Consider the following 23,399-nt stretch of genomic DNA (forward strand, 5'->3'; position numbering starts at 1 on the left):
CAGCGCAAACAGCGTTGCCCCTGATCGCGCATAAACATGACCCGTTATCTCATATTAACGGGGACATCTCATGCGTCTATCTCGCTCGCTTTCCCTCGCCGGCATCGGCCTTCTCGGCCTGTCGCTCCAGTCCGCCCTCGCTGCGGAGTATCCGATCGGCGAGCCGAAGCTCGTCAGCGGCATGGAGATCGCGGCCGTCTATCTCCAGCCGATCGAAATGGAGCCGGAAGGCATGATGGCGCCGGCCAGCGAGACAGATATCCATCTGGAGGCCGACATCCACGCCACCGCGGACAACACGAACGGCTTTGCCGAAGGCGACTGGCTGCCGAACCTTGCCATCGATTATCGGCTGACCAGGATCGACGACGGCCAGGAGGTTAGCGGCACGCTCATGACCATGGTGGCGAGCGACGGTCCCCACTACGGCGACAACGTCAAGCTCAAGGGGCCCGGCAAGTACCGCCTGGAGCTCGTCGTCAACAGCAGCAGCGAAGGGCACGGCCATTTCGGCCGGCATGTCGACAAGGAGACGGGCGTCGCCCCCTGGCCCGAGCCCGTGACCCTTTCCTACGAGTTCGCCTTCACCGGCACCGGCAAGAAGGGCGGGTATTGAGATGCGCCGGCTGGTTGCGGCCCTTCTCGCGACCGTCCTTCCCCTGGCGGCATCGATCGGCAGCGCCCGCGCCGACGACGATCCCGTCTTCGTCATCGAGTTCAAGGACGGCGCGATTGCGCCGTCCGAGCTCGTCGTGCCGGCCGACACGCGCTTCAAGCTCGAGCTTCACAACGTCGGCGAAAGCCCCGTCGAGTTCGAGAGCATCGTCCTCCGCAAGGAGAAGGTGCTGGGCCCCGGCGCGTCCAGTTTCATCGTCATCCGCAGGCTGGATCCGGGCGAATACGAGTTCTTCGACGATTTCCACCTCGATATGCCGCCGGCAAGGCTGATTGCCAGGTAAGGAACGGACCGATGTCAGGCACCATGATCCAGATTGCCCTCGTCGTATGGCGCGAGAGTGTGGAGGCGCTGCTGGTCATCGGCGTCCTGCATGCCTGGCTGCAGCGCCAGCCGGCCGCAGACAGGACGAGGGGCGCGCTCTGGCTGCGCGCCGGCATCGTCACCGGCTTGCTGGCGGCGCTGTTGATCGCCTGCGTGATCCTCTTCGTCGGCGAGTGGCTCGACGGCGACCGCCAGGACTACTTCCAGGCGACGATGGTGCTCGTCGCCGCAGCGCTCATCCTGCAGATGGTCTACTGGATGCGGCGGCAGGGGCCGGGTACGCGGCGGGCATTGGAGGGGCGCGCCAGCCAGGCCCTGTCTGCCGCAAGCGGCTGGGGACTGCTGCTGATTCCGGCGCTGGCCATCGCGCGCGAAGGCAGCGAGACGACGATCTTTCTCTACGGCATCCTCGCCTCGTCCGGGCGCGGCGTCGATCTCGCGGCGGTGACCGCCGCCGGGCTCGGATTCGCCGCGGCGATCGGCCTCTATGTCGCCCTGCAGTTCGGCGCCCGCGCGCTGAGCTGGAAGGCGTTCTTCCGCGTCAGCGAGGCGATGCTGCTCGTCCTCGCCGGCTCGCTCCTGATGAATGGCCTCGACAGGCTGATTTCGCTGGACGTCCTGTCGCCGCTCTCACAGCCCCTGTGGGACACGTCGTGGCTCCTGGACGACGCACGCGGCGTCGGCGGCCTGCTCGCCACCCTGACCGGCTATCGCGCCCGGCCGGAATTGCTGCCGGTGATCGTCTTCGGCGGCTACTGGTTCGTCGTCAGCCTGCTCGGGTCCTGGCTGCCGCGAAGGGCTGCGGCCGTGTCATGAACATGTACCATGCGCCACCGTTGCGGGCCGATCCGTGGAGACGGGTCGGCGACTGGCTGTTCCGCCACCGCCGTCACATACAACGGGCCCAGTGGGCGGTGGTGGTGCTCTATCTCGGCCTTCTCGTCGTGCCGCTGTGGCTGCCGCTGCCGGACCGCACCGCAACCGTATGGAACAACCTCACCCGCTTCGCGCAACTGATGTTCTGGGGCATCTGGTGGCCCTTCGTCATCCTCGGCACCGCATTGGTCGGGCGCATGTGGTGCGGCCTGCTCTGCCCGGAAGGCTCGCTCTCGGAGTTCGCCAGCCGGCACGGCCGGGGCGGTGCGATCCCGAAATGGCTGCAATGGTCCGGCTGGCCGACGACGGCATTCGCGCTGACGACCGTCTACGGCCAGATGACGAGCGTCTATCAGTACCCGAAGCCCGCGGCCCTCATCCTCGGCGGATCGACCGTGGCGGCGATGGCGGTCGGCTATGCCTATGGCCGCAACAAGCGCGTCTGGTGCCGCTATCTCTGCCCGGTCGGGGGCGTCTTCGCCCTGATGGCCAAGCTGGCCCCGCTGCATTTCCGTTCCGATCCCTTTCTCTGGCGGTTGTCGCAGGAGCGGGGCGAGAAGCCGGGCGCGGTCGATTGTGCGCCGCTGGTGCCGTTGCGGACGATGCGGGGGGCGAGCGACTGTCACATGTGCGGCCGCTGCAGCGGCTTCCGCGGCGCCATTTCGCTGGCGCGCCGGTCGCCGAACCACGAGATCATCCACGTCGCGGGGACGGTTCCGAAGCCGGCCGAGACGGTCCTGATCCTGGCGGGCCTGCTGGGCCTGGCGGTCGGCGCCTTCCACTGGAGCGCAAGCCCCTGGTTCGTTTCCGCAAAGCAGGCGCTTGGCCTGTTCTTGATCGACATCGGATGGGTGGCGCCGCTCGAACAGGCGCTGCCCTGGTGGATCCTGACCAATTATCCGGGGCGCAACGACGTGCTGACGATCGTCGATGGTGCGCTGCTGCTGACCTATATCCTGATGTCGGCGATCGCCCTGGGGGCCATGCTTTCGCTGTCGGTGGCCCTGTCCGTCCGTTGTCTTGGCCGCTGGGATGGCCGCCGCTTTCACCACCTGGCGCAGACCCTGATCCCGCTCGCCGGGGCAGGCCTGTTCCTCGGGCTCTCCGCAATGACCGTCACCCAGTTGCGGTCCGACGGCATCGTCATCCCCTTCGTTGCGGAGTTGCGGGCGGGCTTTCTGCTTCTGGCTGCGGTCTGGAGCGCCTATCTCGGATGGCGCGTCAGCGCGCTCTACACCGCAAGCCGCGCTCGCCGCATCGCCGCGATGGCCTGTCTGTCGCTGGCCTGGGCGATTGCGGCCGGGTCGTGGATCCTGTTCTTCTGGGTCTGGTAGCCGGCGCGCATCTCTTCGGTTATGGCGAAGGAGTGCCGATGCGCGCGCTGAACACCGGCCGGGGCGCCGGACGCAGCAGCGACCGGAGGTGGGCGCAGAGGAAGAGGGCCCAGCCGGCGACCCAGAAGAACGCTGCAAGCCGCACCGCCGCTTCCGCAGTGGCACTTCCGGCGACGATCCTGATGAGGGCCGACAGCCAAACGAGGGCGAAGGCTGATGCAAGCACAGGCGACAGCACGAGCCGGTCGCCCTGCCGGGCCATGGCGGCGCGGCTCATGATGGCGAGCATCATCGTTCCCATGGCCCCCATGGTCAGCGCGTGCAACGCCGCAGGGAGCGTCAGGGTCTGCGGTGACAACAGCGCCAGGCCGACCAGCGCCAAGCCGGCCGGGAGCCAGAGCCAGGCGAGATGGAGGAGCAGAAGGGCAGGGTAGCGCACCGTGCGAAAACTCCGCCAGCCGGCCATGCGGACGAGCTGCAAGGTTCCGGAGAGAACGAGGAGGATCCCGGCAGGCCTGCCCGCATCGGCGAGCGCCGCCACCCCGCCTGCCATGAGCGCGCCGATGCCGAGGCGGCCGAGCCACCGGCCATCGCGGAAATCGGTCGCAGCCTTGCGTCGTTCGAGCCAACTGCGCGTAAAGGCGGGCACCGCGCGTCCGCCGATCGCGCTGATCAGCAGGGCAAAGAGCAGGACGCCGCAGAGGCCGGTCCGCCCCTGCGCGGCACCGGAAACCAGCAGACCATCCGCCAGCATCAATCCCAGGATGGGCGCGACGACCCAGAGCCTGGACCAGAGCCGGGACGTCAGAAGCTCACGCAGGATGAAGGTGCCGAGCACCACGAGATAGGCCGATGTCGCAGCTGCAGCGGCGATCGGCGGCACCATTTCCGACAGCAGAAGGCCGAGGCGCCCGACGATCCAGAGCAATGACAGCGCAAGCACGATCCCCGCCGGCGCCGGGCCTCTCCCGGTCCAGGCCGGCAGCGCCGTGAGCAGATAGCCGCCGGCTGCAGCCCCGCCCGTTCCGAACATCAGCTCGTGCAGGTGCCAGCCGACGGGATCGGCTGCGATCCCGTCGGGCAGAAGCCAGACCAGCGGCGCAACCACTGCCCACAGTCCGGCGAAGGCGAACAGCGGCCGGTGCGGCGCCCGCCAGAACGGGCGATCTATTGCGCGTCTGCGCACGGCATCAGGCGGAAGCGGCCTTCTGCTCGAAGCGCGGGAACAACACGGCGTCTTCCAGCAGCATGTGGGTCACGAGGTCGTCGCAGAACTTGCGCAGGCCCGTATAGAGCGCCGTCCAGGAGCCGCAGGCGCCCTGCGGCAGGTTCAGGCCGTTCGTCGCGCGTTCGATCACGCCGAGGAGCTTTGCGGCATCGCCATGCTCGTGGCGCATCTGCGCCAGCGGATCCCCGATCGTCGCGCTGCCGCCGCGCTTCATCATCGGAAAGAGCACCTGCTCCTCCCGCCGCATATGGCTTTCGAGTTCCTCGCGCAGCGCGATCAGCGCATTCGCCAGGCCGTTCGGGGCATTCGGACTGTCGCCGTGAACGCGCTCGACCTTCTGGGCGAGCGGAATGAGCCATTCCAGTTCGCTCCGGTGGACGAGGTGGTAGCGGTTGATCAGGTGCTCGATCAGCAGCCCCGTCTCTTCCGGCGCGTCGCGCCGGGCTGCGGCCACCAGCGCCTTGAGGTCCGCGACCAGCGCCTCGGGCGAAAGCCCGGCCTCGGTTGCCGCATCCGCCAGCGTCACGTGTCCGCCGCAGCAGAAATTGATGCCGGCGCGGCGGAACAGTTCCGCAGCACCCGGCAGCGTCGCCGAAATCGCGCTGACGGACTTGTCCGGGGTTATCTCGATCATTTTTGTCTCCTTGTGTGCTGTGGGGCCCCTAGCGGCTCGGCCTGAAACTGACGATGCGCGAGGGATCGGTCTCGATGCGCCCGGCGCCGATCAGGTCCAGGCAGTAGGGAATGGAGGGAAAGACGGCGTTGAGGCTCAGCCGGATCGACGCGGGCCGACCCGGCAGGTTGACGATCAGGGTCCTGCCGCGCACGCCTGCCAATTGGCGCGACAGGATCGCGGTCGGCGTCTGCGCGAGGCCGGCCTGGCGCAGCTGTTCGCCGAAGCCCGGCAGTTCCTTGTCCAGCACCGCCCTCGTGCCCTCGGGCGTCTCGTCGCGCGGCGAGGGGCCCGTCCCGCCCGTCGTCAGCACGAGATCGACCTCCTCCTCGTCGCAGAGCGAAATAAGTGCGCTGCGCACGGACTCCTTGCCGTCCGGGATCAGCCGCCGGATCGTCTCGAAGGGGGTGACGATGGCGTAGCGCAGCCAGGCATCGATCTCGGGCCCGCCCACATCGGCATATTCGCCCCGGCTTGCCCGGTCGGACACCGTGACGATCGCGATCCTGACCGCTGTTTCCTTCGGCATTGCGCTTCTCCTGTTTGCTATTGGCCCTGCCAGGGCAGGGCGATCGGACCGGAGGGAAGCGCCAGGAGATCGATCGCGCGGGTGGCCAGGTGATCGACGATCTCGTCCACCGTACGCGGCCGATGGTAGAATGCCGGCACCGGCGGCATGATGATCGCTCCCATCTCCGTCGCCGCGCACATGCTGCGCAGATGGCCGAGGTGAAGCGGTGTTTCCCGCGCCAGCAGGACCAGCCGGCGCCGCTCCTTCAGTTGCACGTCCGCCGCACGCGTCAGAAGCGTATCGGCCCGCCCGGTGGCGATCGCAGACAGCGTCTGCATCGAACAGGGTGCCACGATCATGCCCCGGACCGGGAAGGAGCCGCTGGCGATCGACGCGCCCACGTCGGTGACGGAATGGTGCTTGTGGGCGCGTGCCCGCAGACGATCCAGGGCATCCGCACCGCACTCGAGATCGAGCGTCCGTCGGGCCGCGTCGGAGACGACCAGATGCGTCTCGACATCCGGCATCGACGCGAGTTGCTCGACGATCCGCACGGCAATCGCCGCGCCCGACGCGCCGGAGATGCCGACGATGACGCGCTCGATCATGACCCTGCCTCGCCGAGCCCCAGCGAGGCCCAGATGCCGTCCACCCTGGCCTTTACCTCGGAGGACATCGCCAGCACCCGCCCCCATTCGCGGTCGGTCTCGGCGCCGATCTTCGTCGTGGCATCGAGGCCCAGCTTGCCGCCGAGGCCGGATTTCGGCGAGGCGAAGTCGAGATAGTCGATCGGGGTGTTTTCGACGAGCACGAGGTCGCGGCTGGCGTCGAAGCGCGTGGACAGCGCCCAGATCACGTCCTGCCAACTCCTGACGTCGATGTCGCCGTCCACGGCGATGATCATCTTAGTGTAGTTGAACTGCGGCAGGATCGACCAGAGCCCCATCATGATGCGCCGCGCCTGGCCGGCGTAGCGCTTGTCGATCGCCACCACCATGACGCGGTAGGAGCATCCTTCCGGCGGCATCCACAGGTCGCGGATCTCGGGAAACTGGCGCTTGACCAGTGGCACGAACAGTTCCGTCATCGCCTCGCCGAGGCGTGAGGGTTCGTCCGGCGGGCGGCCGGTATAGGTGGAGAGATAGAGCGGATTCTTCCGCATGGTGATCGCCGACAGCGTCATCACCGGAAAGATCTCGACGCTGTTGTAGTAGCCGGTATGGTCGCCGAAGGGACCCTCCTCCGCCGTCTCGCTTGCGGAGACCGTGCCTTCGAGCACGATCTCGGCGGTGGCGGGGATCGGCAACGGAACACTCACGCCGGTTGCGACGTGCTGCCGCCTGCCCTTCAGCAATCCCGCGAAGTTCAGTTCGCTCATGCCGTCGGGCAGCGGCATGACGGCGGAGAGAATGGTGGCGGGATCCGCGCCGATGACGACGGCGACGGGCATGTCGCGCCCGCTCGCCTGCCACAGCCGGTGGTGGCGTGCGCCGCCGCGATGGGCCAGCCATCGCATGATGAGACGGTCCGGCCCCAGCTTCTGCATCCGGTAGATGCCGGCGTTGACGTCCGCGGGGTCGTCGGGCGCCCGGGTGATCACGAGCGGCCAGCTCACGAGCGGCCCGGGCTCGCCCGGCCAGCAGGTCTGGATCGGCAGGCGATCGAGGTCGAGCGCGTCGCCACGCCAGATCACCTGCTGGCAGGGTGCGCGTCCGACCGGACGCGGGTTCATGGCGAGTGCGGCCCGCAGGTGCGGCAGCTTTTGCCAGGCGTCGCGCATCGAGCGCGGCGGCCGCGGATCGCGCAGGTCCGCCAAGAGCTCGGCAAGGCGGGAGAGGCCGCCGCTTTCCAGGCCCAGTCCCCATTCGATGCGCTCCCGCGTCCCGAACAGGTTGGCAAGGAGCGGAATGGGCTGGACGTTGCCGGCCGCATCGACCGGCTTTTCGAAGAGAAGGGCGGGACCTTCGTCGTGCAGGACGCGCCGATGGATTTCGGTGATCTCGTGCACCAGCGACACCGGGCGCGTGACGCGCTTCAGCCTGGCCCTGCTTTCCAATAGGGCGACGAAATCCTGGAGGCTGTCGAATCGGCGCGGAACGGGGACATCGGCTTTCATTCGGGAAGAATTGCCGTCGAAAAATTGGAGCGTCTTTGTCCTGGCTCAAACTGCAACGGGACGCCTGTCCCTAGTCTTGGGGCGACCGTACACTGTCGAAAGCCTTTCGCATGACCCTTCCGCCCGCCTTGGTTGCGCCCGTCGATCTTGCGCCTCTCTGGCTGATCGAACGTGTCGCCAGGACGATCTTTTCCGGCGTCCTCCGCTCCCATCCCGATCTCTTCGAACGCCTCGGCGACTACCGGCAGACCCGGTATCTCTTCTGCCCGCTCGACCTGCCGTTGAACTTCCTCGTCGTCCCGGCCGCAAAGACGGTGCAGGTTTCGCGCAAGGCCAAGCGGCCCCTGTCGGATGCCTGCATCGAGGGGCCGCTGGTGCTGCTTCTCGGCCTGCTGGAAGGGCGATGCGACGCGGATGCGCTGTTCTTCTCGCGCGAGCTTTCGGTCACGGGCGACATGGAGGCGATGCTGGCGCTCCGCAACGCGCTCGATGACAGCGCGATCGACCTTCCGACCGAAATCGGCAGCCTCGCCGGCCCGCTCGCGCCGTTCGTCGCGCGGGCTGCGCGCCATGTGCGCAAGCGGGCCTTCGAGGAAAGGGATGCAACATGGAACTGATCTGCCCTGCAGGCACGCCCTCGGCCTTCCGCGAGGCGGTCGATGCCGGGGCGGACGCCGTCTATTGCGGCTTCCGCGACGAGACCAATGCCCGCAATTTCCCCGGCCTGAACTTCAGCCGGCCCGAACTGAAGGAATCGATCGGCTATGCCAGGAGCAAGGCGGTCCAAACCTTCGTCGCGCTCAACACCTTCATGCGGGCGGGCAGCGAAGCCCTGTGGTACCAGGCCGCCGACGACGCCGTCGCCCTGGGCGCCGATGCCCTGATCCTCGCCGATTTCGGCCTGATGGCCTATGTCGCCGAGAAATACCCCGACCAGCGCCTGCATGTCTCGGTCCAGGCCTCGGCCTCCAACCGCGACGCCATCCGTTTCCTGGTCGAGGCGTTTGGGGCGAAGCGGGTGGTGCTGCCGCGTATCCTGACGGTCCAGGACATCGCCCGGCTGACGCGGCAGATCGATTGCGAGGTCGAGGTCTTCGCCTTCGGAGGGCTCTGCGTCATGGCGGAAGGGCGCTGTTCGCTGTCGTCCTACGCCACGGGAAAATCGCCGAACATGAACGGCGTCTGCTCGCCGGCGAGCCACGTGAAGTACCGGCAGGACGGCGACACCATGGTGTCCGAACTCGGCGCCTACACCATCAATCGCTTCGGCCCCGACGAGGCCTCCGGCTATCCGACGCTCTGCAAGGGACGCTTCGAGATCGGCGATGCGCACGGCTATGCCTTCGAGGACCCGGTGTCGCTCGACGTCGTCGACCAGCTCGACGCCCTGCGGGAGGCCGGCGTCTCGGCGCTCAAGATCGAGGGACGCCAGCGCGGCAAGGCCTATGTCGCCGAAGTCGTCTCTTCGATGAAGAAGGCGCTCGCCGCTCCGGCCGGCGAGCGCAGCGCCCTGGTGGCGCGCCTGCGATCGATGAGCGAAGGCCAGCGCACCACCGCAGGCGCCTACGACAAGCGCTGGCGATAGGAGACATCATGACCGACGCACGCACGCCGGCGCTCAGCCTGGGCCCGGTCTACTATCTTTGGGACGGTCCGAAGTGGCGGGACTTCTATTTCCGGATCGCCGATGAGGCGCCGGTCGAACACGTGACGCTCGGCGAGACGGTCTGCTCGAAGCGCCAGCATTTCACCGAGCCGCACGTCGCCGAGGTCGTGGAGCGGCTGGAGGCGGCGGGCAAGACGGTGACGCTGTCGACGCTCGCCATGGTCACGCTCGAACGCGAGAGCCGCCATGTGCGCGATCTGATCGGTGACAGCGACCATCCGGTCGAGGCCAACGATCTTTCCGCGCTCGGGCTCGTCAAGGACAAGGCGCACTCGATCGGACCGCTGGTCAACGTCTACAATGCCGTGACCGCGAAGGTCCTGGCGGCGCGCGGCGCCGAAAACATCTGCCTGCCGCCCGAGCTGCCGATGAGTTCCATCGAACGGATCCTGCAGGAGATGCCGGGCTTCTCGTTCGAGATCTTCGCCTTCGGCCGCATGCCGCTCGCCATCTCGGCGCGCTGCGCCCATGCGCGGTCGAAGGGACTGAGCAAGGACAACTGCCAGTTCATCTGCGGGCAGGAGCCGGACGGACTGCCGCTTAAGACCCTCGACCGGCAGTCGTTCCTCGTCCTGAACGGCGTGCAGACCATGTCGAACAGCTGTGTCGTTCTGCTCGACGAGCTGGCGGCGTTGAAGAGCGCCGGGATTGCGCGGGTCCGTCTTTCGCCGCAGGACTGCGACATGGTCGCGGTCGCCGTCCTCTATCGCGCCGTGCTGGACGGGCAGATGGAGAGCGAGGAAGCCATTCGCAGGCTCACCGGGATCTACCCGGGCGCCGAATTCTCCAACGGCTTCTTCCACCAGCGGGAAGGGGCCGCCTGGATCGCCAGGGGCCGAAACGCCGCGATGGGCCACGGTTGAGGGGCGGGCGCCTGGTGGGCCGGGGTATGAAGGCCCCGCGCCGCTGCCGGTGTCAGGTCCGTGTTGCCCTGGCCTCGGCATTGTGCCGCGCAGGCCGGGCCCGCACGCCGGCGGTCTCGCCGTAGCCCACTTCCTTCTCCAGAAGGTCGATGAACTGCGCGGTTTCGGCCGGCGCGAAGGATGGCGCCATCAGGAGTTCGAGCAGGTGGTCCCGGTCGTTGTGTAGATGCGGTCTCATCGTGGCGTCCCTCGCGGGGCCGGGGCGGACGTCTCCCGCAGGCCGGCCAGTTCGTGCAGCAGGCTCGATCCCAGCCGCGCCTCGGACGCGATATCGTCGAGGAGCAGGCTCGCCTCGGAAAGCTCCCCTTCGTCGGCCGTGGCGGGATCGAAATCCGCGAGGAGTTCGAGAAGGGCTACGATCTTGCGCGGCTGGATCCGTGCGGCCTCCGTCAGGCGCTTTCGCTCGCGCCGCGCCTCGAAGTCCTCCAGGCCGCTGATCGCCTCGGCGACCCGCTCGCGGCAGCGGCAATCCCGGGCGCTTTCCAGAACGATCCGGCGAACACGCCTGATCGTGCTCAGGGCGTTGCCCTGCGTGCGGTGGCCATCGCCGGCGACGGCCGTAAGCTCTGCTTCGCTCATGAACTGTCTCCAGCCGCCAGAAGCGGGCGGCCTCTCGTTTTCTGCTCGATCGGATGCAAGACGCGCGTGGTCTTCCGGAGCAGACTACTGCTTTGCCACGGTCGCTCTTTGGTATTGCGCAAACAGGAGAGGCGGCGACAGGCGGCCGCGTGCGGTTTGTCCCATGCCGACTGTCCGCATCGCGGTCTCGGCAGGGCGAGGCTTGCGGCCGATGGGCGCCCTCGTCAGGTGGCCGACCAGTCCGCGATGTCGTCGCGCGCGCCGATCAGGGCGAGGCCATGGGCGATGGAGAGCAATTCGCCGCCGCTCTCGATGCGGCTCCGGTCGAAGCGCTGCTCGAAGATCCGCCGGACGGCGGGGACGAACGACGTGCCGCCGGTCAGGAACACCTTGCCGATATCGCCGGCTGCCGTGTGCGTCTTGGTCAGCACGTCGTCCAGCGCGTTCTCGATCTGCTGGAGTTCCGGGGCGATCCAGCTCTCGAAATCGGTGCGCCGGACGACCCGGCGTGCCGACGTGCCGAGCGGCGGAAAGAAGAACTCCGTCTCCTCGGCGGCCGAAAGCCGCATCTTGGTGGCGGATACCGCCTGATAGAGCGGATAGCCCTCGTCCATCTCGATCAGTTCGACGAAGGTCTCGAGCTTCTCCGGTTCCAGGCTGGTCTGGACGAGCTTCTTCAGCTCCGCGAAATCGCGCAGCGTCTTGAAGATCGACAGCTGGTTCCAGCGCCCGAAGTTCGCATAGTAGCTCGAGGGCACCTCGAGCAGCTTGTCGAAGCTCCTGAACATCGTGCCCTTGCCGATGATCGGCGAGACGATGTTGTCGATGATGCGGAAGTCGAAATTGTCGCCGGCCACGCCCACGCCGGAATGGCCGAGCGGCGTCGCCGTCATCCGCCCGGCATGGCGCTCGAAGCGGATCAGCGAATAGTCCGTCGTGCCGCCGCCGAAATCGGCGACCAGCACGGTCGTGTCGCGATCGAGGTTGCGCGCGAAGTAGAAGGCCGCGGCAACCGGTTCGTAGACATGGTGGACCTCGGGGAAGCCGAAGCGGCCAAGGGCTGCGTTGTACCGCTCCGTGGCGAGTCGCTCGTCCGGATTGCTGCCGGCAAAGCGCACCGGACGCCCCACGACGATCCGTTCCGCGCGCCGGTCCAGCGCCGCCCCGGCATAGTCGCGCAGCCGCGACAGGAAGGCATGCATGATGTCTTCGAAGCTGTAGCGCTTGGAGAAGATCAGCGTGCCCTGGAACAACGGCGAGGCGGCGAACGTCTTGATCGACTGCAGGAACCGACACTCGCCCGGATGGTCGATGAACTGGGCGATGGCGGCCGGCCCCGCCTCGCAGGTCAGCTCGCGCAGGCCGTCTTTCATGAAGGAGAGCGCGGTCCTGAGCGTGTCCGTCTCGCCGGCCGGCGTGTGCAGGACGACGGACTGCGTCGTACCTTCCCTGGCGGTCGCAAGGACGGAATTCGTGGTGCCGAAATCGAGGCCGTAGGCGATCGTCATGACGGATCCGGTGTGTCGCGAGGGCGGGAAGGGAGCGCCTCCTTCCATGTCCGCGCGGCAAATGCAAGCCCGCGCGTCCGGCGGCCGTCATACACGGCGCCTGTGGCATGGCGACGACGGTGCGGCGCTCTGCGCCGACCCCGCAACCGCGCTGAGCGGCAGAGCTAGCCCTCCGGCGCGTAGTAGGCCTCGAAGGTCTCCCAGCTCTCGTCCATCGCATAGGCCGACGACAGGTGCGGGATGCCCACATGGCCGAAGTAGAACGACAACTGCCGCTCCGCCTCGCTTTCGCGGCGGCCGGCGACGCGCAGGCTGTAGAGCGCCGACGCCAGTCCGGTCCGGTCGGATCCCGCCTGGCAGTGGATGAGGATCGGCTTCTCCGCCGCCGCCATGATGGCCACGAGTTCGTCCGCCCGGCGTGTCGAAAGCTCCTTCGAGGCCGACATGCGGAAATCGACGTGATGGATGCCGAGCGCGCGGGCGGTCTCGCGCTCCGCCGCGTACCAGGGCGCGTCGGTATTCTCGCCGCGAAGGTTGATGACGGTCCTGATGCCGTGCTCCCTGACATAGCTCTCGAGCTGCGCCGGGCTCGGCTGGGCCGATCGGTAGAGCTCGCCCGCGATGACGGTATGGAAATTGCCGGTCGCCTGCAGACTTGCGGCGTAGCCGCCGAGAATGACCCCTGAGAGCAGGCAGAGCCTTGCCAATGCCGTCAGGGATTTACGGGCAGGAAGAAGACGCATGCTCGCACTCACGCCGTGGAAGACCACCCGTTGAATGCAGCCTTTGCCTGACAGCCACCTGAAGGGGTGGCGCGCAGACGATTTTCAGGATCTCATCGCGCGCCCGCCGGCGAGCCCGCCCCAGGCCGCGGGACGCTTCATCCTTACGGGCACCACGGCTCCCGCTGGCCCGTCCAGGGGCGCGCCAGCCCCCGCGCCACCATGGCATCGCCGATCGACCTGCCGTCGCGGATCACGACCCGCAGCTTGCGGCCGTACTGGTCCTCGTCGATCGGCTTCCAGGTCGCAAGCTCGAAATCGCCCGCGTTGAGCAGGATCCGCAGCGCTTCCTTCGCGTCGCCGCCGAGGAGGCGCTCGCGGTCGCATTTCGCCTCCTTGGTCGCCGGCACATAGATGTCGGCCAGGCGGATCTTCGCGCCGCGATAGATGAAGTTGGCGCCGTCGACGACACAGTTGTCCTCCTTGATGCCGCAATAGAAGAAGGCAGCACTTCCGCCGGCGCCGGGGATCGCCTCGGGCGGCCGCGGGTCCGGGGTCGGCGCATCGGCCGTGGCGGGAGCGGCGGGAGCGTCCCGGCGCTCCGCGGAGGCGACGGCGCGCCTGGGCACGCTCCGCGGCGGTTCGGGCGGTTTCGGTCTGGAGGCGACCGTCGGTTGCGCGGTGGAACGGATCGTGTTGCCGGGTCGCAGCCATGCCGCGAGGTCGTCGAGGTTTTCGCGGGCGACGATGGCGGCGACGATGGTGAAGGCCAGGACGTACCATGGCCACATGCGGCCGCGTGCCGCGGTCGTTCGCCGGGCTGTCGAACGGCGCTTGCGCTGTTTCTTCGGGGGCATGGCCTGTCCGGAATCGATCGTGAATGGGCAGCCGTTGGTACCCTCGCTTCCAGCCCGATGTCAAAGGCCTGGCTCGGCGAAGGGCGCGTGGGATCAGGCAGGCGCACGTCGCACATGACAGGCGTATATTTTTCGTTACTTTCCCCGATAACGGTTTTTTGTTCATCTGGTGTTCAGAAAGCACCGACGCGGCCATCCGCCATGGTGTAGCCTGATCCCTTGAAAGGAAGGCCGATATGATTCGCACCACCCTATCCGTGACGGTCTTCGTCACGTTCGTCGCCGTCATGTTCGGATTGGCGCTCGTTCCGGATCTCGTCGATCACTATTCGCAGTTGAGCGAAGCTGAGCAGGTAGCGGCCGCCGAATAGCCGGACGGAAGAGTTTCACCGAAGGACGATCTGCAGTGCAGCGCCGGGCCGGAGAGCTATAGAACTCGATAATTCGAGCTAGAGCGTGTAATTCTACTTGGAGCAAATGCTGATTGCATTTAAATTCGCATACGTGGCGCCGGCGTCACCCCAGAAAATGCCCCAACCTGTACCTCCCGGCGCCCGCACAGCGCCGGGTTCTTCCTTTTGGGGCATGGTGGCCCGTTGTGAATGGTGCCCACCAGGCAGCATCATCACCTCCTTGACGGCATGACGGACGATAATTGAGGCGCTGTCTGATCCGGAGCGCGGAGCGGAACCGCAATGCCGCTTCGGTCGTTCTGTCGGTGTCGCGGGCATGTGGCCCTGGCGATCCGCTCCCGTCGGCCGCCCGGCAGCCGTCAGGCTTGCTTGCCACCCACGGGCGAACGCTGATCGATCCTTAAGAGGAGAAGAGACATGGCAGAATTTGACGCCCAGGCGCAGCTTGCGAGCCTTCGCGAGGAAATCGACCGGTTGCGCCGGGAAGTGGCGGCGCAGTCGTCGCAGGCGATCGAGGAGGTCCGGGATCGTGCCGGCAAGGCGGGACGGTCCGTGCGCGCGGCCGCCAGGCAGGGCGCGGGCTATGTCCGTTCGGAAGGCGCCGCAGTCGCCGACGCCGCCCGCGAGCATCCGGCCGCGGTGTCGACGCTGGTGCTGACGGCGGGACTGGCCGGCGTCGTGCTCGGCTATCTGCTGGGCAGCGCCGAAGATCGGGCGCCGCGCAGCCGCTATTGGCGATAGAACGTCACGAGCGCCGCCCGCGAGGACGGCGCTCGACGTGCAGGAAGTCCTTGTTGCGCAAATATGGTTCAGCGGCGCCGAAGCCCGAGCAGGTAGCCCACCAGTGCGGCGCCGAACAGCGCGCCGAGCGGATTGGCGGCAACGGCGACGCGCACCTCCTCCCGCACCGAGTTCACGCGCGAGACTGCGTACTGGCCGCTGCTTTCCGCGATCACGCCGAGGCTTTCGCGCAGACGGGCGACCTCCTCCTTCAGGATGGCCACCTGCTCGGTGATCGCGGCCTTTGCCGCTTCGGCGTCCGCCGCGTCCGCAGACAGGGTATCTGCCGCATCCTCGATTGCCTTGCCTGTCTTCTTGTCGCCGGCGACGACGCCGAGTGACGCGCGCCGGGGCGGCTGCTTTTCATCTACCATGAGAAATCTCCTGATCCGGGGTTTACAGGCAAGAAACTGGCAATGGCGGCCCCGGGTTCCCCAAGGCCGGGATTTCGGTCCGCCATGCCAGTTTATCATCGAAGCGACGGGTGCGTTAACCGGCCGTTAACCAAACCCGATGATGCTGAGGCCATCGATGCCGGGCCGGAACATGTCACACGGCTGTAACCGTGGGTGACTAGAAAACCTGCAAAGGCGCCCGCCGCGAGGCGGACAGAGATTTGTCCGACGATGCTGACCACGGATGTACTGGCAGCCGGCGGATATCGTCCCGGACGTCTCCGGGAATGAGGAAGCGGGGTTACGGCCCCGCTTTTTTCAGTTTGGCCGGGCTGCGAGGTGGACCGGGCCGGCCGCATGCTTTAGGCATCGAAGGCAGGCGCCGGCTTCCGCGGCGCTTCGATCCCCTTCGCCACGCTCCCTTGCTCTTTCCCCATGGCCGATGTCGCACTGAACGTAGTCCCGCTGTTCGCCCTGATCCTCCTGGGCTGGCTTCTTGTCCGCACCGGTTATCTGACCGCCTCGATCGGCGATGCGCTCGGCGAGTTCGTCTTCCGCGTCGCCGTGCCGGTGCTGCTCTTCCGCACCATTGCCGAGGCGACGTTCGCCGGAGACGCGCCCTGGCGGATCTGGGTCGCCTATTTCTCGGGTGTCGCCGTGACCTGGGCCGTCGCCCATTTCGTCGCCACGCTCGCCTTCCGCCGCGACCGCCGCGTCGGCGTGCTCGCCGGCGTGTCGTCGGCCTTCGCCAACACGATCTTCATCGGCCTGCCGCTGGTCTCCAATATCGTCGGCAAGGACGGCCTGGTGGCAATCTCCGTGCTGCTGTCGGTTCACCTCCCCGTCATGATGATCGCGGGCACGCTGCTGATGGAGCTCGCCGAGCAGCGGGAGGGCACGCGCCCGCCCCAGAGCGTCTCCAACGTGGTGATGGGGCTGAGCCGGAGCCTCGTGCGCAATCCGCTGGTGATCGGGCTCGTCTGCGGCGCGCTCTTTCACCTGGGCGGCGTGCCGCTGCAGGGGCCGGGGAAGGTCATCGTCGACCAGATCGCCCTGATCGCATCGCCGGCGGCGCTGATCTCGGTCGGCATGGCGCTGGTGAAGTACGGAATCCGCGGCAACGTGGCGCCTGCGGTGGCGATGTCACTGTTCAAGCTCTTCCTGCTGCCGGCCTGCGTGTACCTCGCCTGCCGGCTGATCGGCCTGGATCAGGACTGGACCGCGGCGATGGTGCTGACCGCCTCGGTTCCGACCGGCGTGAACGCCTGGTTGCTCGCCAACCACTTCAACGTCGGCCACGGCCTCGCCTCCTCGACCATCACCCTGACGACGATGGCGGGGGCCCTGAGCGTCTCCTTCTGGACCTGGCTCCTGGTGGCCTAGCGGCCCGAGACCCCGGCAGGCATTGCGCGGGGGGACTGGACAGGCCTCCAACGCTTGTCGACGACGGACAAAAAGAAAACCCGGCCAATGGCCGGGTTCCGATTTCAGGCGATCTCGACGTCGTTACTGGGCCGGTGCGGCCGGTGCCGCACCCTCGGCAGCGGCCGGCGGCGTTGCCGCGGCACCTTCGGCGGACGGCGAGGGCAGCGGTGCCGGGCTGTCGGAGAGCGTGCGCAGGTAGGCGATCAGGTTGGCGCGCTCGTCGTCCTTCTTCAGACCGGCAAAGCCCATGGCCGTTCCGGCGACATACTTCTTCGGTGCCATCAGGAAATGGTTGAGGTGATCGAAGTCCCAGACCTTGCCGCCTTCGGCGAAGGTCTTCATGCCGGCCGAATAGCTGAAGCCCTCGTGCGCGCCGACCGGGCGGTTGACGATGTCCCAGAGATCGGGGCCGACCTTGTTCGGTCCGCCCTTCTCTCCGCTATGACAGGCCTGACACTTCTTGAAGACGGCTTCGCCGGCGCCGGCGTCGGCCGAGGCGAGCAGCGTGGCGATGGGCGTGACGGCCGCTTCTCCAGCGCCGGCGGCCTCTTCGCCGCCTTCGGCAGCGCCCTCAGCGGCGACGATGGCGAATCCTTCCTTTTCGGGAGCCTCCGAATGGAATATGCCTTCCGAAGCTATCGAGACCGACATCAGCACGAAGACGGTGCCGAGCAGGGCTCCCACACCCATGTTCACATAAGGATTCATCCACCACTCCCCAGGGACACGGCGGCATGGCCGCCAGTCTTGAAATCGCGCGGAACCTATGTCTTTTGCTGCTTCGTTGCAACAGTGATTGTGCAGCCAGAGATGGGACCTTTTGACACTCGTTCCGCGATCGTGAAGGGCAGAGCATGAAATCCCCGAAGTTTGAAGAGACGCTTGTGCTGATTCCGGCGCGCATGGCCTCGACCCGCCTGCCCGGAAAGCCGCTCGCCGATATCGCAGGCGCGCCGATGATCGTGCAGGTCGCCCGGCGTGCCGCCGAATCGGGCGCCGGCCGTGTCGTGGTCGCCGTCGACCATCAGGACACCTTCGATGCCGTCGCCGCGGCCGGCTTCGAGGTGGTCATGACCAGGGTCGAGCACCAGTCCGGCTCCGACCGGATCCATGAAGCGCTGCTGAAATGCGACCCCGATCGCCTGGCGCAGGTGATCATCAACGTCCAGGGCGACCTGCCGACGATCGATCCGGCCACGATCCTCGCCGCGCTGAACCCGCTTTCCGATCCCGCAACCGATATCGCCACGCTCACGACCGAGATCACCGATCCGGAGGAGAAGGTGAACCCCAACGTGGTGAAGGTCGTGGGCTCGCCGATCGGCCAGAGCCGCCTGCGCGCCCTCTACTTCACCCGCGCGACGGCCCCCTACGGCGCAGGTCCGCTCTACCATCACATCGGCCTCTATGCCTATCGCCGGAAGGCGCTGGAGACCTTCGTCGCGCTGCCGCCGTCGACGCTGGAAAAGCGGGAATCGCTGGAGCAGTTGCGTGCGCTGGAGGCGGGCCTGCGCATCGATGCCGAGATCGTTGACACCGTTCCCCTCGGTGTCGATACTCCCGCCGATCTCGAAAAGGCCCGCCGGATGCTCTCGGTCGCGCCCCGCTGATGGACGGCCCCATGATACAGAAGAACAACAGGATCGCCTTTCAGGGCGAGTTCGGCGCGAACTCCGACATGGCCTGCCGGGACATGTTCCCGCAGATGGAACCGCTGCCGTGCCAGACCTTCGAGGAAGCCTTCCTCGCGGTCGAAAACGGCGAGGCGGACCTTGCGATGATCCCGATCGAGAACACGCTCGCCGGGCGCGTCGCCGACATCCATCACCTGCTGCCGGAATCGCGGCTCCACATCGTCGGCGAGTATTTCATGCCGATCCGCTTCCAGCTGATGGTCCTGCCGGGCGTGACGAAGGACGAGATCCGCACCGTCCACAGCCATATCCATGCGCTCGGCCAGTGCCGCCGGATCGTGCGGATGAACGGCTGGAAGCCGGTGATCGCCGGCGATACCGCCGGTGCCGCCAAGCTCGTCGCCGAGAGCGGCGACCGCAGCATGGCGGCGCTGGCCCCGCGCCTGGCGGCCGATCTCTATGGACTCGAGATCATCGCCGAGAACGTCGAGGATTCGGAAAGCAATGTCACCCGCTTCGTCGTCCTCGCCCGCGAGGAGGACGTGCCCGCCCGAAAGGCTCCGGATGACGTCATCGTCACCACCTTCGTCTTCAACGTCCGCAACATCCCGGCAGCCCTCTACAAGGCGCTCGGCGGTTTTGCGACCAACGGCATCAACATGACGAAGCTGGAGAGCTACCAGATCGGCGGCAAGTTCTTTGCCACGCAGTTCTACGCCGACATCGAAGGCCACCCCGACGACGCCAACGTGCGCCGCGCGCTGGAGGAACTTCGCTTCTTCTCCGAGAAGGTCCGCATCCTCGGCGCCTACCGGGCGCATCCGATGCGTCTGAACATGTAACTGCCCCGCCGGCCGCCGTTCAGGCGGGCCGGTTCAGGCGGGCCAGTCGAGCCAGTCGCGCATGAGCCGGTGGGCGATCGCCCCCTTCGGCGGCGAGGTGATGGCGCCGGTGACAGGGTCGGTGACGGCCGTGCGGGCCAGCATCTCCACGGTCTCCGCGCGGCTGAACCAGCGGCAGTCCTCCAGTTCCTGCTCGTCGCGATGGATCTCGAACGATTTCGCCTCCGCATAGCAGCCGATCATCATCGAATGCGGCATCGGCCAGGGCTGGGAGGCGTGGTAACGCACGCGCCCGAGCCGGATGCCGGACTCCTCCAGCGTCTCGCGGCGGACCGCATGCTCGATCGTCTCGCCCGGCTCGACGAAGCCGGCGAGGCAGGAATACATGCCCGGCGGAAAATGCGGCGAGCGCCCGAGCAGGCAGCGATCCCGCTCCAGGTCGATCGCCAGCATGATGACGACCGGATCGGTGCGCGGAAAGGTCTGGTGGCCGCAGGCCGTGCACACCCGGCGATAGCCGCCGATCTCCATCCGGTTCGGCGCGCCGCACCTACCGCAGAACCGGTTGTTGCCGTTCCAGGTCAGAAGCGCCGAGGCCTGCGCGAACTGGCCGAGCAGGTCGTCGTCCAGCATCTGCTGGCGGTAGAGCGTGCGCCCGTCGGCAGCCCTGAGCGGCTCGTGCAGCGTGTCCGGATCGGCGCGGACCGGCACCGCCACCCGCGGTTCGCCGTTTTTCAGGTAGCCGAGCAGGATCGTCTCCTCGACGATCGGGTCCAGCCCGGCAAGCTCGTAAGGCGCAAACAACGGATCGATGATCTTCTCGTCGTGCTTGACGACGAGCTTGCCGCCGGCAAAGGCGAAGGCATGCACGCCCTCGGCCGCGAAGGCCCGCTCCACGCAGTCGTCGGCCCGATACTCCGAGCGCCTGTCCAGGCTGTTCTCGGCAAAGGCGACCATGGTGCTGGGTTCGGCATGCGGCAGGTGCAGGTCGAAGATCGAAGATGTCATGAGTCGAGATGTTCCAGCAGCTTGGTCGTGAACGCGGTCTTGTCGGCGTCGCCCCAGGCCTCGGCACTGCCGAAGCCCCAGACAGGTCCTGGCCAGTTCGGGTCGCCCTCGCTGCGGGCGATCACGTGGACGTGCAACTGCCTGACGATGTTGCCGAGCGCGCCGACATTGATTTTGGTGGCGCCGGTGGTCCGCTTCAGGGCATCGGCAACGAGATTGACCTCGAAGGTCAGCATCGTCTGGTCGAGGGGCGTGAGGTCGAACATCTCGCAGACGTCCGTCCGCTGCGGCACGAGCACCAGCCAAGGCCAGCGCGCATCCTTCATCAGCCGCAGCTCGCAAAGTCCGATCCGCGTCAGGAGTTCGCTGTCCCGAGCCAGCCGCGCGTCAGCCTCGAATGGGGTCAAGTCCGTCGCTCCCATGTTGCTCCTCACCCTGACTCATGCCACGGCTTGGGGCCGGCACCAACAGTTTTTTGGCATGCCTGCTTGCATTCTGATCCATTATTGCCGATATGAAAGCCGGGAGGTTGGTGGTGGACGAGCCACTCGCCAACCGGGTCAGGTCCGGAAGGAAGCAGCCCTAACGAGCCCCGGCACGGGTCATCGTGCCAGCCTCCCACCCAACGTCCTGTCGGGACGCGAATTTCAGGCGATACGGCAGGGGCGATGAGCGACGACACTCCACTTCCGTCAGGTGATAGGCCCGCCGCATACCGGGTTCTGGCGCGCAAGTATCGTCCCAAGGATTTCACGGACCTCATGGTCGGCCAGGAGCCGATGGTCCGCACGCTCACCAACGCCTTCGAGACCGGCCGCATCGCCCAGGCCTACATGCTCACCGGCGTTCGCGGGGTCGGCAAGACGACGACCGCCCGCATTCTCGCCCGCGCCCTCAACTACAAGACCGCCGACATCGACCGCCCGACGATCGACCTCAAGGTCCCCGGGGAGCATTGCCAGGCGATCATGGAAGGCCGCCACGTCGACGTCATCGAGATGGACGCGGCCTCCCATACCGGCATCGACGACATCCGCGAGATCATCGAGCAGGTGCGCTACCGGCCGGTCTCCGCGCGCTACAAGGTCTACATCATCGACGAGGTGCACATGCTCTCGACGCAGGCCTTCAACGGCCTGCTGAAGACGCTCGAGGAGCCGCCGGAGCATGTGAAGTTCATCTTCGCCACCACCGAGATCCGCAAGGTTCCGATCACCGTCCTGTCGCGCTGCCAGCGCTTCGATCTGCGCCGCATCGCCGCCACCGACCTCGTCGGCCTGTTCTCCACGATCCTTCAGAAGGAAGGCGTGCAGGCCGAGCCGGATGCGCTCGCGATGATCGCCCGCGCGGCCGAGGGCTCGGCCCGCGACGGCCTGTCGCTGCTCGACCAGGCAATCGCCCATGGCGGCGGCGTGGTCGAGGCGTCGGCGGTGCGCTCCATGCTGGGCCTTGCCGACCGGGCCCGCATCGTCGATCTCTTCGGCCACATCGTCCGCGGCGACGTCGCAGCCGCTCTTGCCGAATTCGCCGCACAGTACGAGGCCGGCGCCAGTCCGCCCGTCGTCCTGACCGACCTGGCCGATTTCACCCACCTCGTCACCCGCATGAAATATGTGCCGGATGCGGCAGGCGACCAGTCGCTGAGCGAGATCGAGCGGGTGCGCGGGGCCGAGCTTTCGCAGAGCGTCGCCGTCAGCGCGCTATCGCGCATCTGGCAGATGCTGCTGAAGGGTATCCCGGAGACCGAAGCCTCGAGCCGCCCCGCGGGTGCTGCCGAAATGGTGCTGATCCGGCTGGCGCATGCCGCCCATCTGCCCTCTCCCGAGGATGCGGCGCGAAGGCTGGCTGAGCTGTCCGCCGGTGCGGGCATCGGCGGCGGCAACGGCCAGCGCGCGCCGTCCGGTTCCGGCTATTCGAGCGCGCCGCAGGCGTCGGGTCCCGTCGCCGCAGTCGGCCGCGGCCCCGACCAGCCGGTGATGCGCAGCGGCGGCGGCGCCACCATGCTGCGCCCGGTTCCGTCCGAGGAGACGCAGCAGCAGCCGTCCGCGCAGGCCGTGCCGCACACAGAGCCGGCCGAGGCCGCACCGCAGCCGAAGGTCCCGGTGCGTTCGCTGGAAGACATTTCCGATCTCTGCACGAAGAACCGGGACATCCGCCTGCGGGCGCTGTTGCGCAACTTCGTCCGCCCGGGCCGGTTCGAGCCGGGGCGCGCCGAGATCGGCCTTGGCGACGACGCGCCGAAAGCGCTGGTCGGCGACCTGCAGCGCCGCCTCGAGGAATGGACCGGCATCCGCTGGATGGTCATCGTCTCGCGCGAGGCGACGGGCCCGACGCTCGCCGAAGCCGAGGTGAAGGCGCAGGAGGAGCGCGTCGCCGATGCCAGGCAGGATCCCGACGTCGCCGCCATCCTGCAGCGCTTTCCGGGCGCCAGGATCACCGACGTGCGCATCAAGGCGCCGGAGGTGGAGAGCGAGACCGTCGAAGTGGCCGCGGCCGCCGAATCGGCCGAAGGCGACATCCTGCCCGGCGACGACATCGAATTCTAAGAGCATGACGAGAACGACGAAAAGGAGCGGCCGATGCGCGACATCATGGGCATGATGGGCAAGGTCAAGGAAATGCAGGCCAAGATGGAGCAGTTGCAGGAGGAGATCGCGGCGCTGACCGTCGACGGCACCTCCGGCGGCGGCCTCGTCACGGTCACGCTCGACGGCAAGGGCGGCATGCGCGGCCTGAAGGTCGATCCCTCGCTCTTCAAGGAAGATGACGTCGAGATCCTCGAGGACCTCATCGTCGCCGCCCACAAGGATGCCAAGGACAAGGCCGAGGCGCTGGCCGCCGAAAAGACCAAGGCGCTGACCGCCGGCCTGCCGATCCCCCCGGGCTTCAAGCTGCCGTTCTGATGTCTC

At 67.1% G+C, this 23,399-nt stretch carries 28 protein-coding genes and 1 other RNA gene; 15 read left to right on the plus strand and 14 right to left on the minus strand.

Annotated elements, in window-relative coordinates; all coding sequences use genetic code 11:
* Window positions 1-70 precede the first annotated feature (70 nt).
* Genes P0086_RS17430 through P0086_RS17445 form a run of 4 tightly spaced genes read left to right on the plus strand, consistent with a single transcriptional unit; the run spans window position 71 to window position 3,210 of the window.
* Entirely contained in the window at window positions 71-616 is a 546-nt protein-coding gene (locus tag P0086_RS17430) for an iron transporter (protein WP_275787813.1), read from the plus strand.
* 1 nt (window position 617) lies between these two features.
* Window positions 618-959, plus strand: coding sequence for a cupredoxin domain-containing protein (locus P0086_RS17435; RefSeq protein WP_112594448.1), 342 nt, complete (start codon window positions 618-620; stop codon window positions 957-959).
* Between the two features lie 11 nt (window positions 960-970).
* On the plus strand, window positions 971-1,816 hold the full coding sequence (locus P0086_RS17440) for an FTR1 family protein (protein ID WP_275787816.1): 846 nt from the start codon (window positions 971-973) through the stop codon (window positions 1,814-1,816).
* A complete protein-coding gene (locus P0086_RS17445; protein WP_275787818.1) occupies window positions 1,813-3,210 on the plus strand; it encodes a 4Fe-4S binding protein in 1,398 nt (465 codons plus the stop codon). Before P0086_RS17440 ends, P0086_RS17445 begins: the two co-directional genes overlap by 4 nt.
* A 19-nt stretch (window positions 3,211-3,229) precedes the next feature.
* Here the strand turns inward: P0086_RS17445 and P0086_RS17450 are convergent, their stop codons facing one another.
* Genes P0086_RS17450 through P0086_RS17470 form a run of 5 tightly spaced genes read right to left on the minus strand, consistent with a single transcriptional unit; the run spans window position 3,230 to window position 7,738 of the window.
* Window positions 3,230-4,396 (minus strand): NnrS family protein, encoded by a 1,167-nt coding sequence (locus P0086_RS17450; RefSeq protein WP_275787822.1) that lies wholly within the window; start codon window positions 4,394-4,396, stop codon window positions 3,230-3,232.
* A 4-nt stretch (window positions 4,397-4,400) separates the two neighbouring features.
* Window positions 4,401-5,072, minus strand: coding sequence for a DUF542 domain-containing protein (locus P0086_RS17455; RefSeq protein WP_112608861.1), 672 nt, complete (start codon window positions 5,070-5,072; stop codon window positions 4,401-4,403).
* 28 nt (window positions 5,073-5,100) lie between these two features.
* Window positions 5,101-5,640, minus strand: coding sequence for a molybdopterin adenylyltransferase (mog, locus tag P0086_RS17460; protein ID WP_275787825.1), 540 nt, complete (start codon window positions 5,638-5,640; stop codon window positions 5,101-5,103).
* A gap of 17 nt (window positions 5,641-5,657) precedes the next feature.
* Window positions 5,658-6,230 carry a UbiX family flavin prenyltransferase gene (locus P0086_RS17465; protein WP_275787828.1) on the minus strand — a complete coding sequence of 191 codons (573 nt, stop codon included), beginning with the start codon at window positions 6,228-6,230 and terminating at the stop codon, window positions 5,658-5,660.
* Window positions 6,227-7,738: a UbiD family decarboxylase gene (locus P0086_RS17470; RefSeq protein ID WP_275787831.1), complete on the minus strand. Its 1,512-nt coding sequence runs from the start codon at window positions 7,736-7,738 to the stop codon at window positions 6,227-6,229. Before P0086_RS17470 ends, P0086_RS17465 begins: the two co-directional genes overlap by 4 nt.
* A gap of 110 nt (window positions 7,739-7,848) precedes the next feature.
* On the opposite strand from P0086_RS17470, the gene P0086_RS17475 reads away from it, so the two are divergent.
* From P0086_RS17475 to P0086_RS17485, 3 genes are read left to right on the plus strand one after another with little or no spacing between them, the layout of a single operon-like run.
* Window positions 7,849-8,355 (plus strand): SCP2 sterol-binding domain-containing protein, encoded by a 507-nt coding sequence (locus P0086_RS17475; protein ID WP_112612656.1) that lies wholly within the window; start codon window positions 7,849-7,851, stop codon window positions 8,353-8,355.
* Window positions 8,346-9,323, plus strand: coding sequence for a peptidase U32 family protein (locus P0086_RS17480; protein ID WP_148178938.1), 978 nt, complete (start codon window positions 8,346-8,348; stop codon window positions 9,321-9,323). The genes P0086_RS17475 and P0086_RS17480 overlap by 10 nt, the downstream gene beginning before the upstream one ends.
* 8 nt (window positions 9,324-9,331) lie before the next feature.
* Window positions 9,332-10,267, plus strand: a complete 936-nt coding sequence (locus P0086_RS17485) for a U32 family peptidase (protein WP_275787837.1) — start codon at window positions 9,332-9,334, stop codon at window positions 10,265-10,267.
* A 52-nt stretch (window positions 10,268-10,319) separates the two neighbouring features.
* On the opposite strand, the gene P0086_RS17490 is transcribed toward P0086_RS17485, so the two are convergent.
* The 5 genes from P0086_RS17490 to P0086_RS17510 all read right to left on the minus strand — a co-directional run bounded on the left by P0086_RS17490 (window position 10,320) and on the right by P0086_RS17510 (window position 13,993).
* On the minus strand, window positions 10,320-10,505 hold the full coding sequence (locus tag P0086_RS17490) for a hypothetical protein (protein WP_275787840.1): 186 nt from the start codon (window positions 10,503-10,505) through the stop codon (window positions 10,320-10,322).
* The gene (locus P0086_RS17495) at window positions 10,502-10,906 is read right to left on the minus strand and encodes a hypothetical protein (RefSeq protein ID WP_275787843.1); all 405 of its coding nucleotides are present in this window, start codon (window positions 10,904-10,906) and stop codon (window positions 10,502-10,504) included. Before P0086_RS17495 ends, P0086_RS17490 begins: the two co-directional genes overlap by 4 nt.
* A 224-nt stretch (window positions 10,907-11,130) precedes the next feature.
* Window positions 11,131-12,414 (minus strand): Hsp70 family protein, encoded by a 1,284-nt coding sequence (locus P0086_RS17500; protein WP_275787846.1) that lies wholly within the window; start codon window positions 12,412-12,414, stop codon window positions 11,131-11,133.
* 164 nt (window positions 12,415-12,578) lie between these two features.
* Window positions 12,579-13,157, minus strand: a complete 579-nt coding sequence (locus P0086_RS17505) for a dual specificity protein phosphatase family protein (RefSeq protein WP_275787849.1) — start codon at window positions 13,155-13,157, stop codon at window positions 12,579-12,581.
* Window positions 13,158-13,300: 143 nt separating this feature from the next.
* A complete protein-coding gene (locus P0086_RS17510) occupies window positions 13,301-13,993 on the minus strand; it encodes a thermonuclease family protein (RefSeq protein WP_275787851.1) in 693 nt (230 codons plus the stop codon).
* A gap of 236 nt (window positions 13,994-14,229) precedes the next feature.
* On the opposite strand from P0086_RS17510, the gene P0086_RS17515 reads away from it, so the two are divergent.
* The gene (locus P0086_RS17515; protein WP_275787853.1) at window positions 14,230-14,364 is read left to right on the plus strand and encodes a hypothetical protein; all 135 of its coding nucleotides are present in this window, start codon (window positions 14,230-14,232) and stop codon (window positions 14,362-14,364) included.
* Between the two features lie 459 nt (window positions 14,365-14,823).
* Window positions 14,824-15,147, plus strand: coding sequence for a hypothetical protein (locus P0086_RS17520; protein ID WP_112594420.1), 324 nt, complete (start codon window positions 14,824-14,826; stop codon window positions 15,145-15,147).
* Between the two features lie 68 nt (window positions 15,148-15,215).
* On the opposite strand, the gene P0086_RS17525 is transcribed toward P0086_RS17520, so the two are convergent.
* The gene (locus tag P0086_RS17525) at window positions 15,216-15,560 is read right to left on the minus strand and encodes a hypothetical protein (protein WP_112612649.1); all 345 of its coding nucleotides are present in this window, start codon (window positions 15,558-15,560) and stop codon (window positions 15,216-15,218) included.
* A gap of 456 nt (window positions 15,561-16,016) precedes the next feature.
* On the opposite strand from P0086_RS17525, the gene P0086_RS17530 reads away from it, so the two are divergent.
* The gene (locus tag P0086_RS17530) at window positions 16,017-16,964 is read left to right on the plus strand and encodes an AEC family transporter (protein WP_112608885.1); all 948 of its coding nucleotides are present in this window, start codon (window positions 16,017-16,019) and stop codon (window positions 16,962-16,964) included.
* 123 nt (window positions 16,965-17,087) lie between these two features.
* On the opposite strand, the gene P0086_RS17535 is transcribed toward P0086_RS17530, so the two are convergent.
* Window positions 17,088-17,714, minus strand: coding sequence for a cytochrome c family protein (locus P0086_RS17535; RefSeq protein ID WP_275787857.1), 627 nt, complete (start codon window positions 17,712-17,714; stop codon window positions 17,088-17,090).
* A gap of 146 nt (window positions 17,715-17,860) precedes the next feature.
* Between P0086_RS17535 and P0086_RS17540 the strand changes: the two genes are divergently transcribed.
* Together P0086_RS17540 and P0086_RS17545 are read left to right on the plus strand one after the other, a co-directional pair.
* A complete protein-coding gene (locus tag P0086_RS17540) occupies window positions 17,861-18,616 on the plus strand; it encodes a 3-deoxy-manno-octulosonate cytidylyltransferase (protein WP_112594412.1) in 756 nt (251 codons plus the stop codon).
* A gap of 11 nt (window positions 18,617-18,627) precedes the next feature.
* Window positions 18,628-19,482, plus strand: a complete 855-nt coding sequence (locus P0086_RS17545; RefSeq protein WP_112594695.1) for a prephenate dehydratase — start codon at window positions 18,628-18,630, stop codon at window positions 19,480-19,482.
* Between the two features lie 33 nt (window positions 19,483-19,515).
* Here the strand turns inward: P0086_RS17545 and nudC are convergent, their stop codons facing one another.
* Window positions 19,516-20,490: an NAD(+) diphosphatase gene (nudC, locus tag P0086_RS17550; RefSeq protein WP_112594411.1), complete on the minus strand. Its 975-nt coding sequence runs from the start codon at window positions 20,488-20,490 to the stop codon at window positions 19,516-19,518.
* A complete protein-coding gene (locus P0086_RS17555; RefSeq protein ID WP_275787863.1) occupies window positions 20,487-20,897 on the minus strand; it encodes an HIT family protein in 411 nt (136 codons plus the stop codon). Before P0086_RS17555 ends, nudC begins: the two co-directional genes overlap by 4 nt.
* Window positions 20,898-21,014: 117 nt before the next feature.
* Between P0086_RS17555 and ffs the strand changes: the two genes are divergently transcribed.
* From ffs to P0086_RS17570, 3 genes are all read left to right on the plus strand, one after another.
* Window positions 21,015-21,112, plus strand: an RNA gene (ffs, locus tag P0086_RS17560) — signal recognition particle sRNA small type.
* Between the two features lie 46 nt (window positions 21,113-21,158).
* A complete protein-coding gene (locus P0086_RS17565) occupies window positions 21,159-23,036 on the plus strand; it encodes a DNA polymerase III subunit gamma/tau (protein WP_275787866.1) in 1,878 nt (625 codons plus the stop codon).
* Between the two features lie 33 nt (window positions 23,037-23,069).
* Complete coding sequence (locus P0086_RS17570; protein WP_112594405.1) at window positions 23,070-23,393, plus strand: YbaB/EbfC family nucleoid-associated protein; 324 nt, start codon at window positions 23,070-23,072, stop codon at window positions 23,391-23,393.
* The last annotated feature ends 6 nt before the right edge of the window (window positions 23,394-23,399 follow it).

It is taken from the genome of Mycoplana sp. MJR14, from assembly GCF_029210525.1.
In the GTDB taxonomy this organism is placed as follows: Bacteria; Pseudomonadota; Alphaproteobacteria; order Rhizobiales; family Rhizobiaceae; genus Mycoplana.

What these genes read in the sequence shown, in the direction of transcription:
- P0086_RS17495 (WP_275787843.1), bottom strand. Translation starts at nt 10,906, where the DNA reads ATGAGCGAAGCAGAGCTTACGGCCGTCGCCGGCGATGGCCACCGCACG.
- P0086_RS17480 (WP_148178938.1), top strand. Translation starts at nt 8,346, where the DNA reads ATGGAACTGATCTGCCCTGCAGGCACGCCCTCGGCCTTCCGCGAGGCG.
- P0086_RS17530 (WP_112608885.1), top strand. Translation starts at nt 16,017, where the DNA reads ATGGCCGATGTCGCACTGAACGTAGTCCCGCTGTTCGCCCTGATCCTC.
- P0086_RS17520 (WP_112594420.1), top strand. Translation starts at nt 14,824, where the DNA reads ATGGCAGAATTTGACGCCCAGGCGCAGCTTGCGAGCCTTCGCGAGGAA.
- P0086_RS17565 (WP_275787866.1), top strand. Translation starts at nt 21,159, where the DNA reads ATGAGCGACGACACTCCACTTCCGTCAGGTGATAGGCCCGCCGCATAC.
- P0086_RS17475 (WP_112612656.1), top strand. Translation starts at nt 7,849, where the DNA reads ATGACCCTTCCGCCCGCCTTGGTTGCGCCCGTCGATCTTGCGCCTCTC.
- nudC (WP_112594411.1), bottom strand. Translation starts at nt 20,490, where the DNA reads ATGACATCTTCGATCTTCGACCTGCACCTGCCGCATGCCGAACCCAGC.
- P0086_RS17545 (WP_112594695.1), top strand. Translation starts at nt 18,628, where the DNA reads ATGATACAGAAGAACAACAGGATCGCCTTTCAGGGCGAGTTCGGCGCG.
- P0086_RS17505 (WP_275787849.1), bottom strand. Translation starts at nt 13,157, where the DNA reads ATGCGTCTTCTTCCTGCCCGTAAATCCCTGACGGCATTGGCAAGGCTC.
- P0086_RS17445 (WP_275787818.1), top strand. Translation starts at nt 1,813, where the DNA reads ATGAACATGTACCATGCGCCACCGTTGCGGGCCGATCCGTGGAGACGG.
- P0086_RS17435 (WP_112594448.1), top strand. Translation starts at nt 618, where the DNA reads ATGCGCCGGCTGGTTGCGGCCCTTCTCGCGACCGTCCTTCCCCTGGCG.
- P0086_RS17490 (WP_275787840.1), bottom strand. Translation starts at nt 10,505, where the DNA reads ATGAGACCGCATCTACACAACGACCGGGACCACCTGCTCGAACTCCTG.
- P0086_RS17525 (WP_112612649.1), bottom strand. Translation starts at nt 15,560, where the DNA reads ATGGTAGATGAAAAGCAGCCGCCCCGGCGCGCGTCACTCGGCGTCGTC.
- P0086_RS17515 (WP_275787853.1), top strand. Translation starts at nt 14,230, where the DNA reads ATGATTCGCACCACCCTATCCGTGACGGTCTTCGTCACGTTCGTCGCC.
- P0086_RS17440 (WP_275787816.1), top strand. Translation starts at nt 971, where the DNA reads ATGTCAGGCACCATGATCCAGATTGCCCTCGTCGTATGGCGCGAGAGT.
- P0086_RS17535 (WP_275787857.1), bottom strand. Translation starts at nt 17,714, where the DNA reads ATGAATCCTTATGTGAACATGGGTGTGGGAGCCCTGCTCGGCACCGTC.
- P0086_RS17570 (WP_112594405.1), top strand. Translation starts at nt 23,070, where the DNA reads ATGCGCGACATCATGGGCATGATGGGCAAGGTCAAGGAAATGCAGGCC.
- P0086_RS17465 (WP_275787828.1), bottom strand. Translation starts at nt 6,230, where the DNA reads ATGATCGAGCGCGTCATCGTCGGCATCTCCGGCGCGTCGGGCGCGGCG.
- P0086_RS17455 (WP_112608861.1), bottom strand. Translation starts at nt 5,072, where the DNA reads ATGATCGAGATAACCCCGGACAAGTCCGTCAGCGCGATTTCGGCGACG.
- P0086_RS17510 (WP_275787851.1), bottom strand. Translation starts at nt 13,993, where the DNA reads ATGCCCCCGAAGAAACAGCGCAAGCGCCGTTCGACAGCCCGGCGAACG.
- mog (WP_275787825.1), bottom strand. Translation starts at nt 5,640, where the DNA reads ATGCCGAAGGAAACAGCGGTCAGGATCGCGATCGTCACGGTGTCCGAC.
- P0086_RS17540 (WP_112594412.1), top strand. Translation starts at nt 17,861, where the DNA reads ATGAAATCCCCGAAGTTTGAAGAGACGCTTGTGCTGATTCCGGCGCGC.
- P0086_RS17500 (WP_275787846.1), bottom strand. Translation starts at nt 12,414, where the DNA reads ATGACGATCGCCTACGGCCTCGATTTCGGCACCACGAATTCCGTCCTT.
- P0086_RS17485 (WP_275787837.1), top strand. Translation starts at nt 9,332, where the DNA reads ATGACCGACGCACGCACGCCGGCGCTCAGCCTGGGCCCGGTCTACTAT.
- P0086_RS17430 (WP_275787813.1), top strand. Translation starts at nt 71, where the DNA reads ATGCGTCTATCTCGCTCGCTTTCCCTCGCCGGCATCGGCCTTCTCGGC.
- P0086_RS17470 (WP_275787831.1), bottom strand. Translation starts at nt 7,738, where the DNA reads ATGAAAGCCGATGTCCCCGTTCCGCGCCGATTCGACAGCCTCCAGGAT.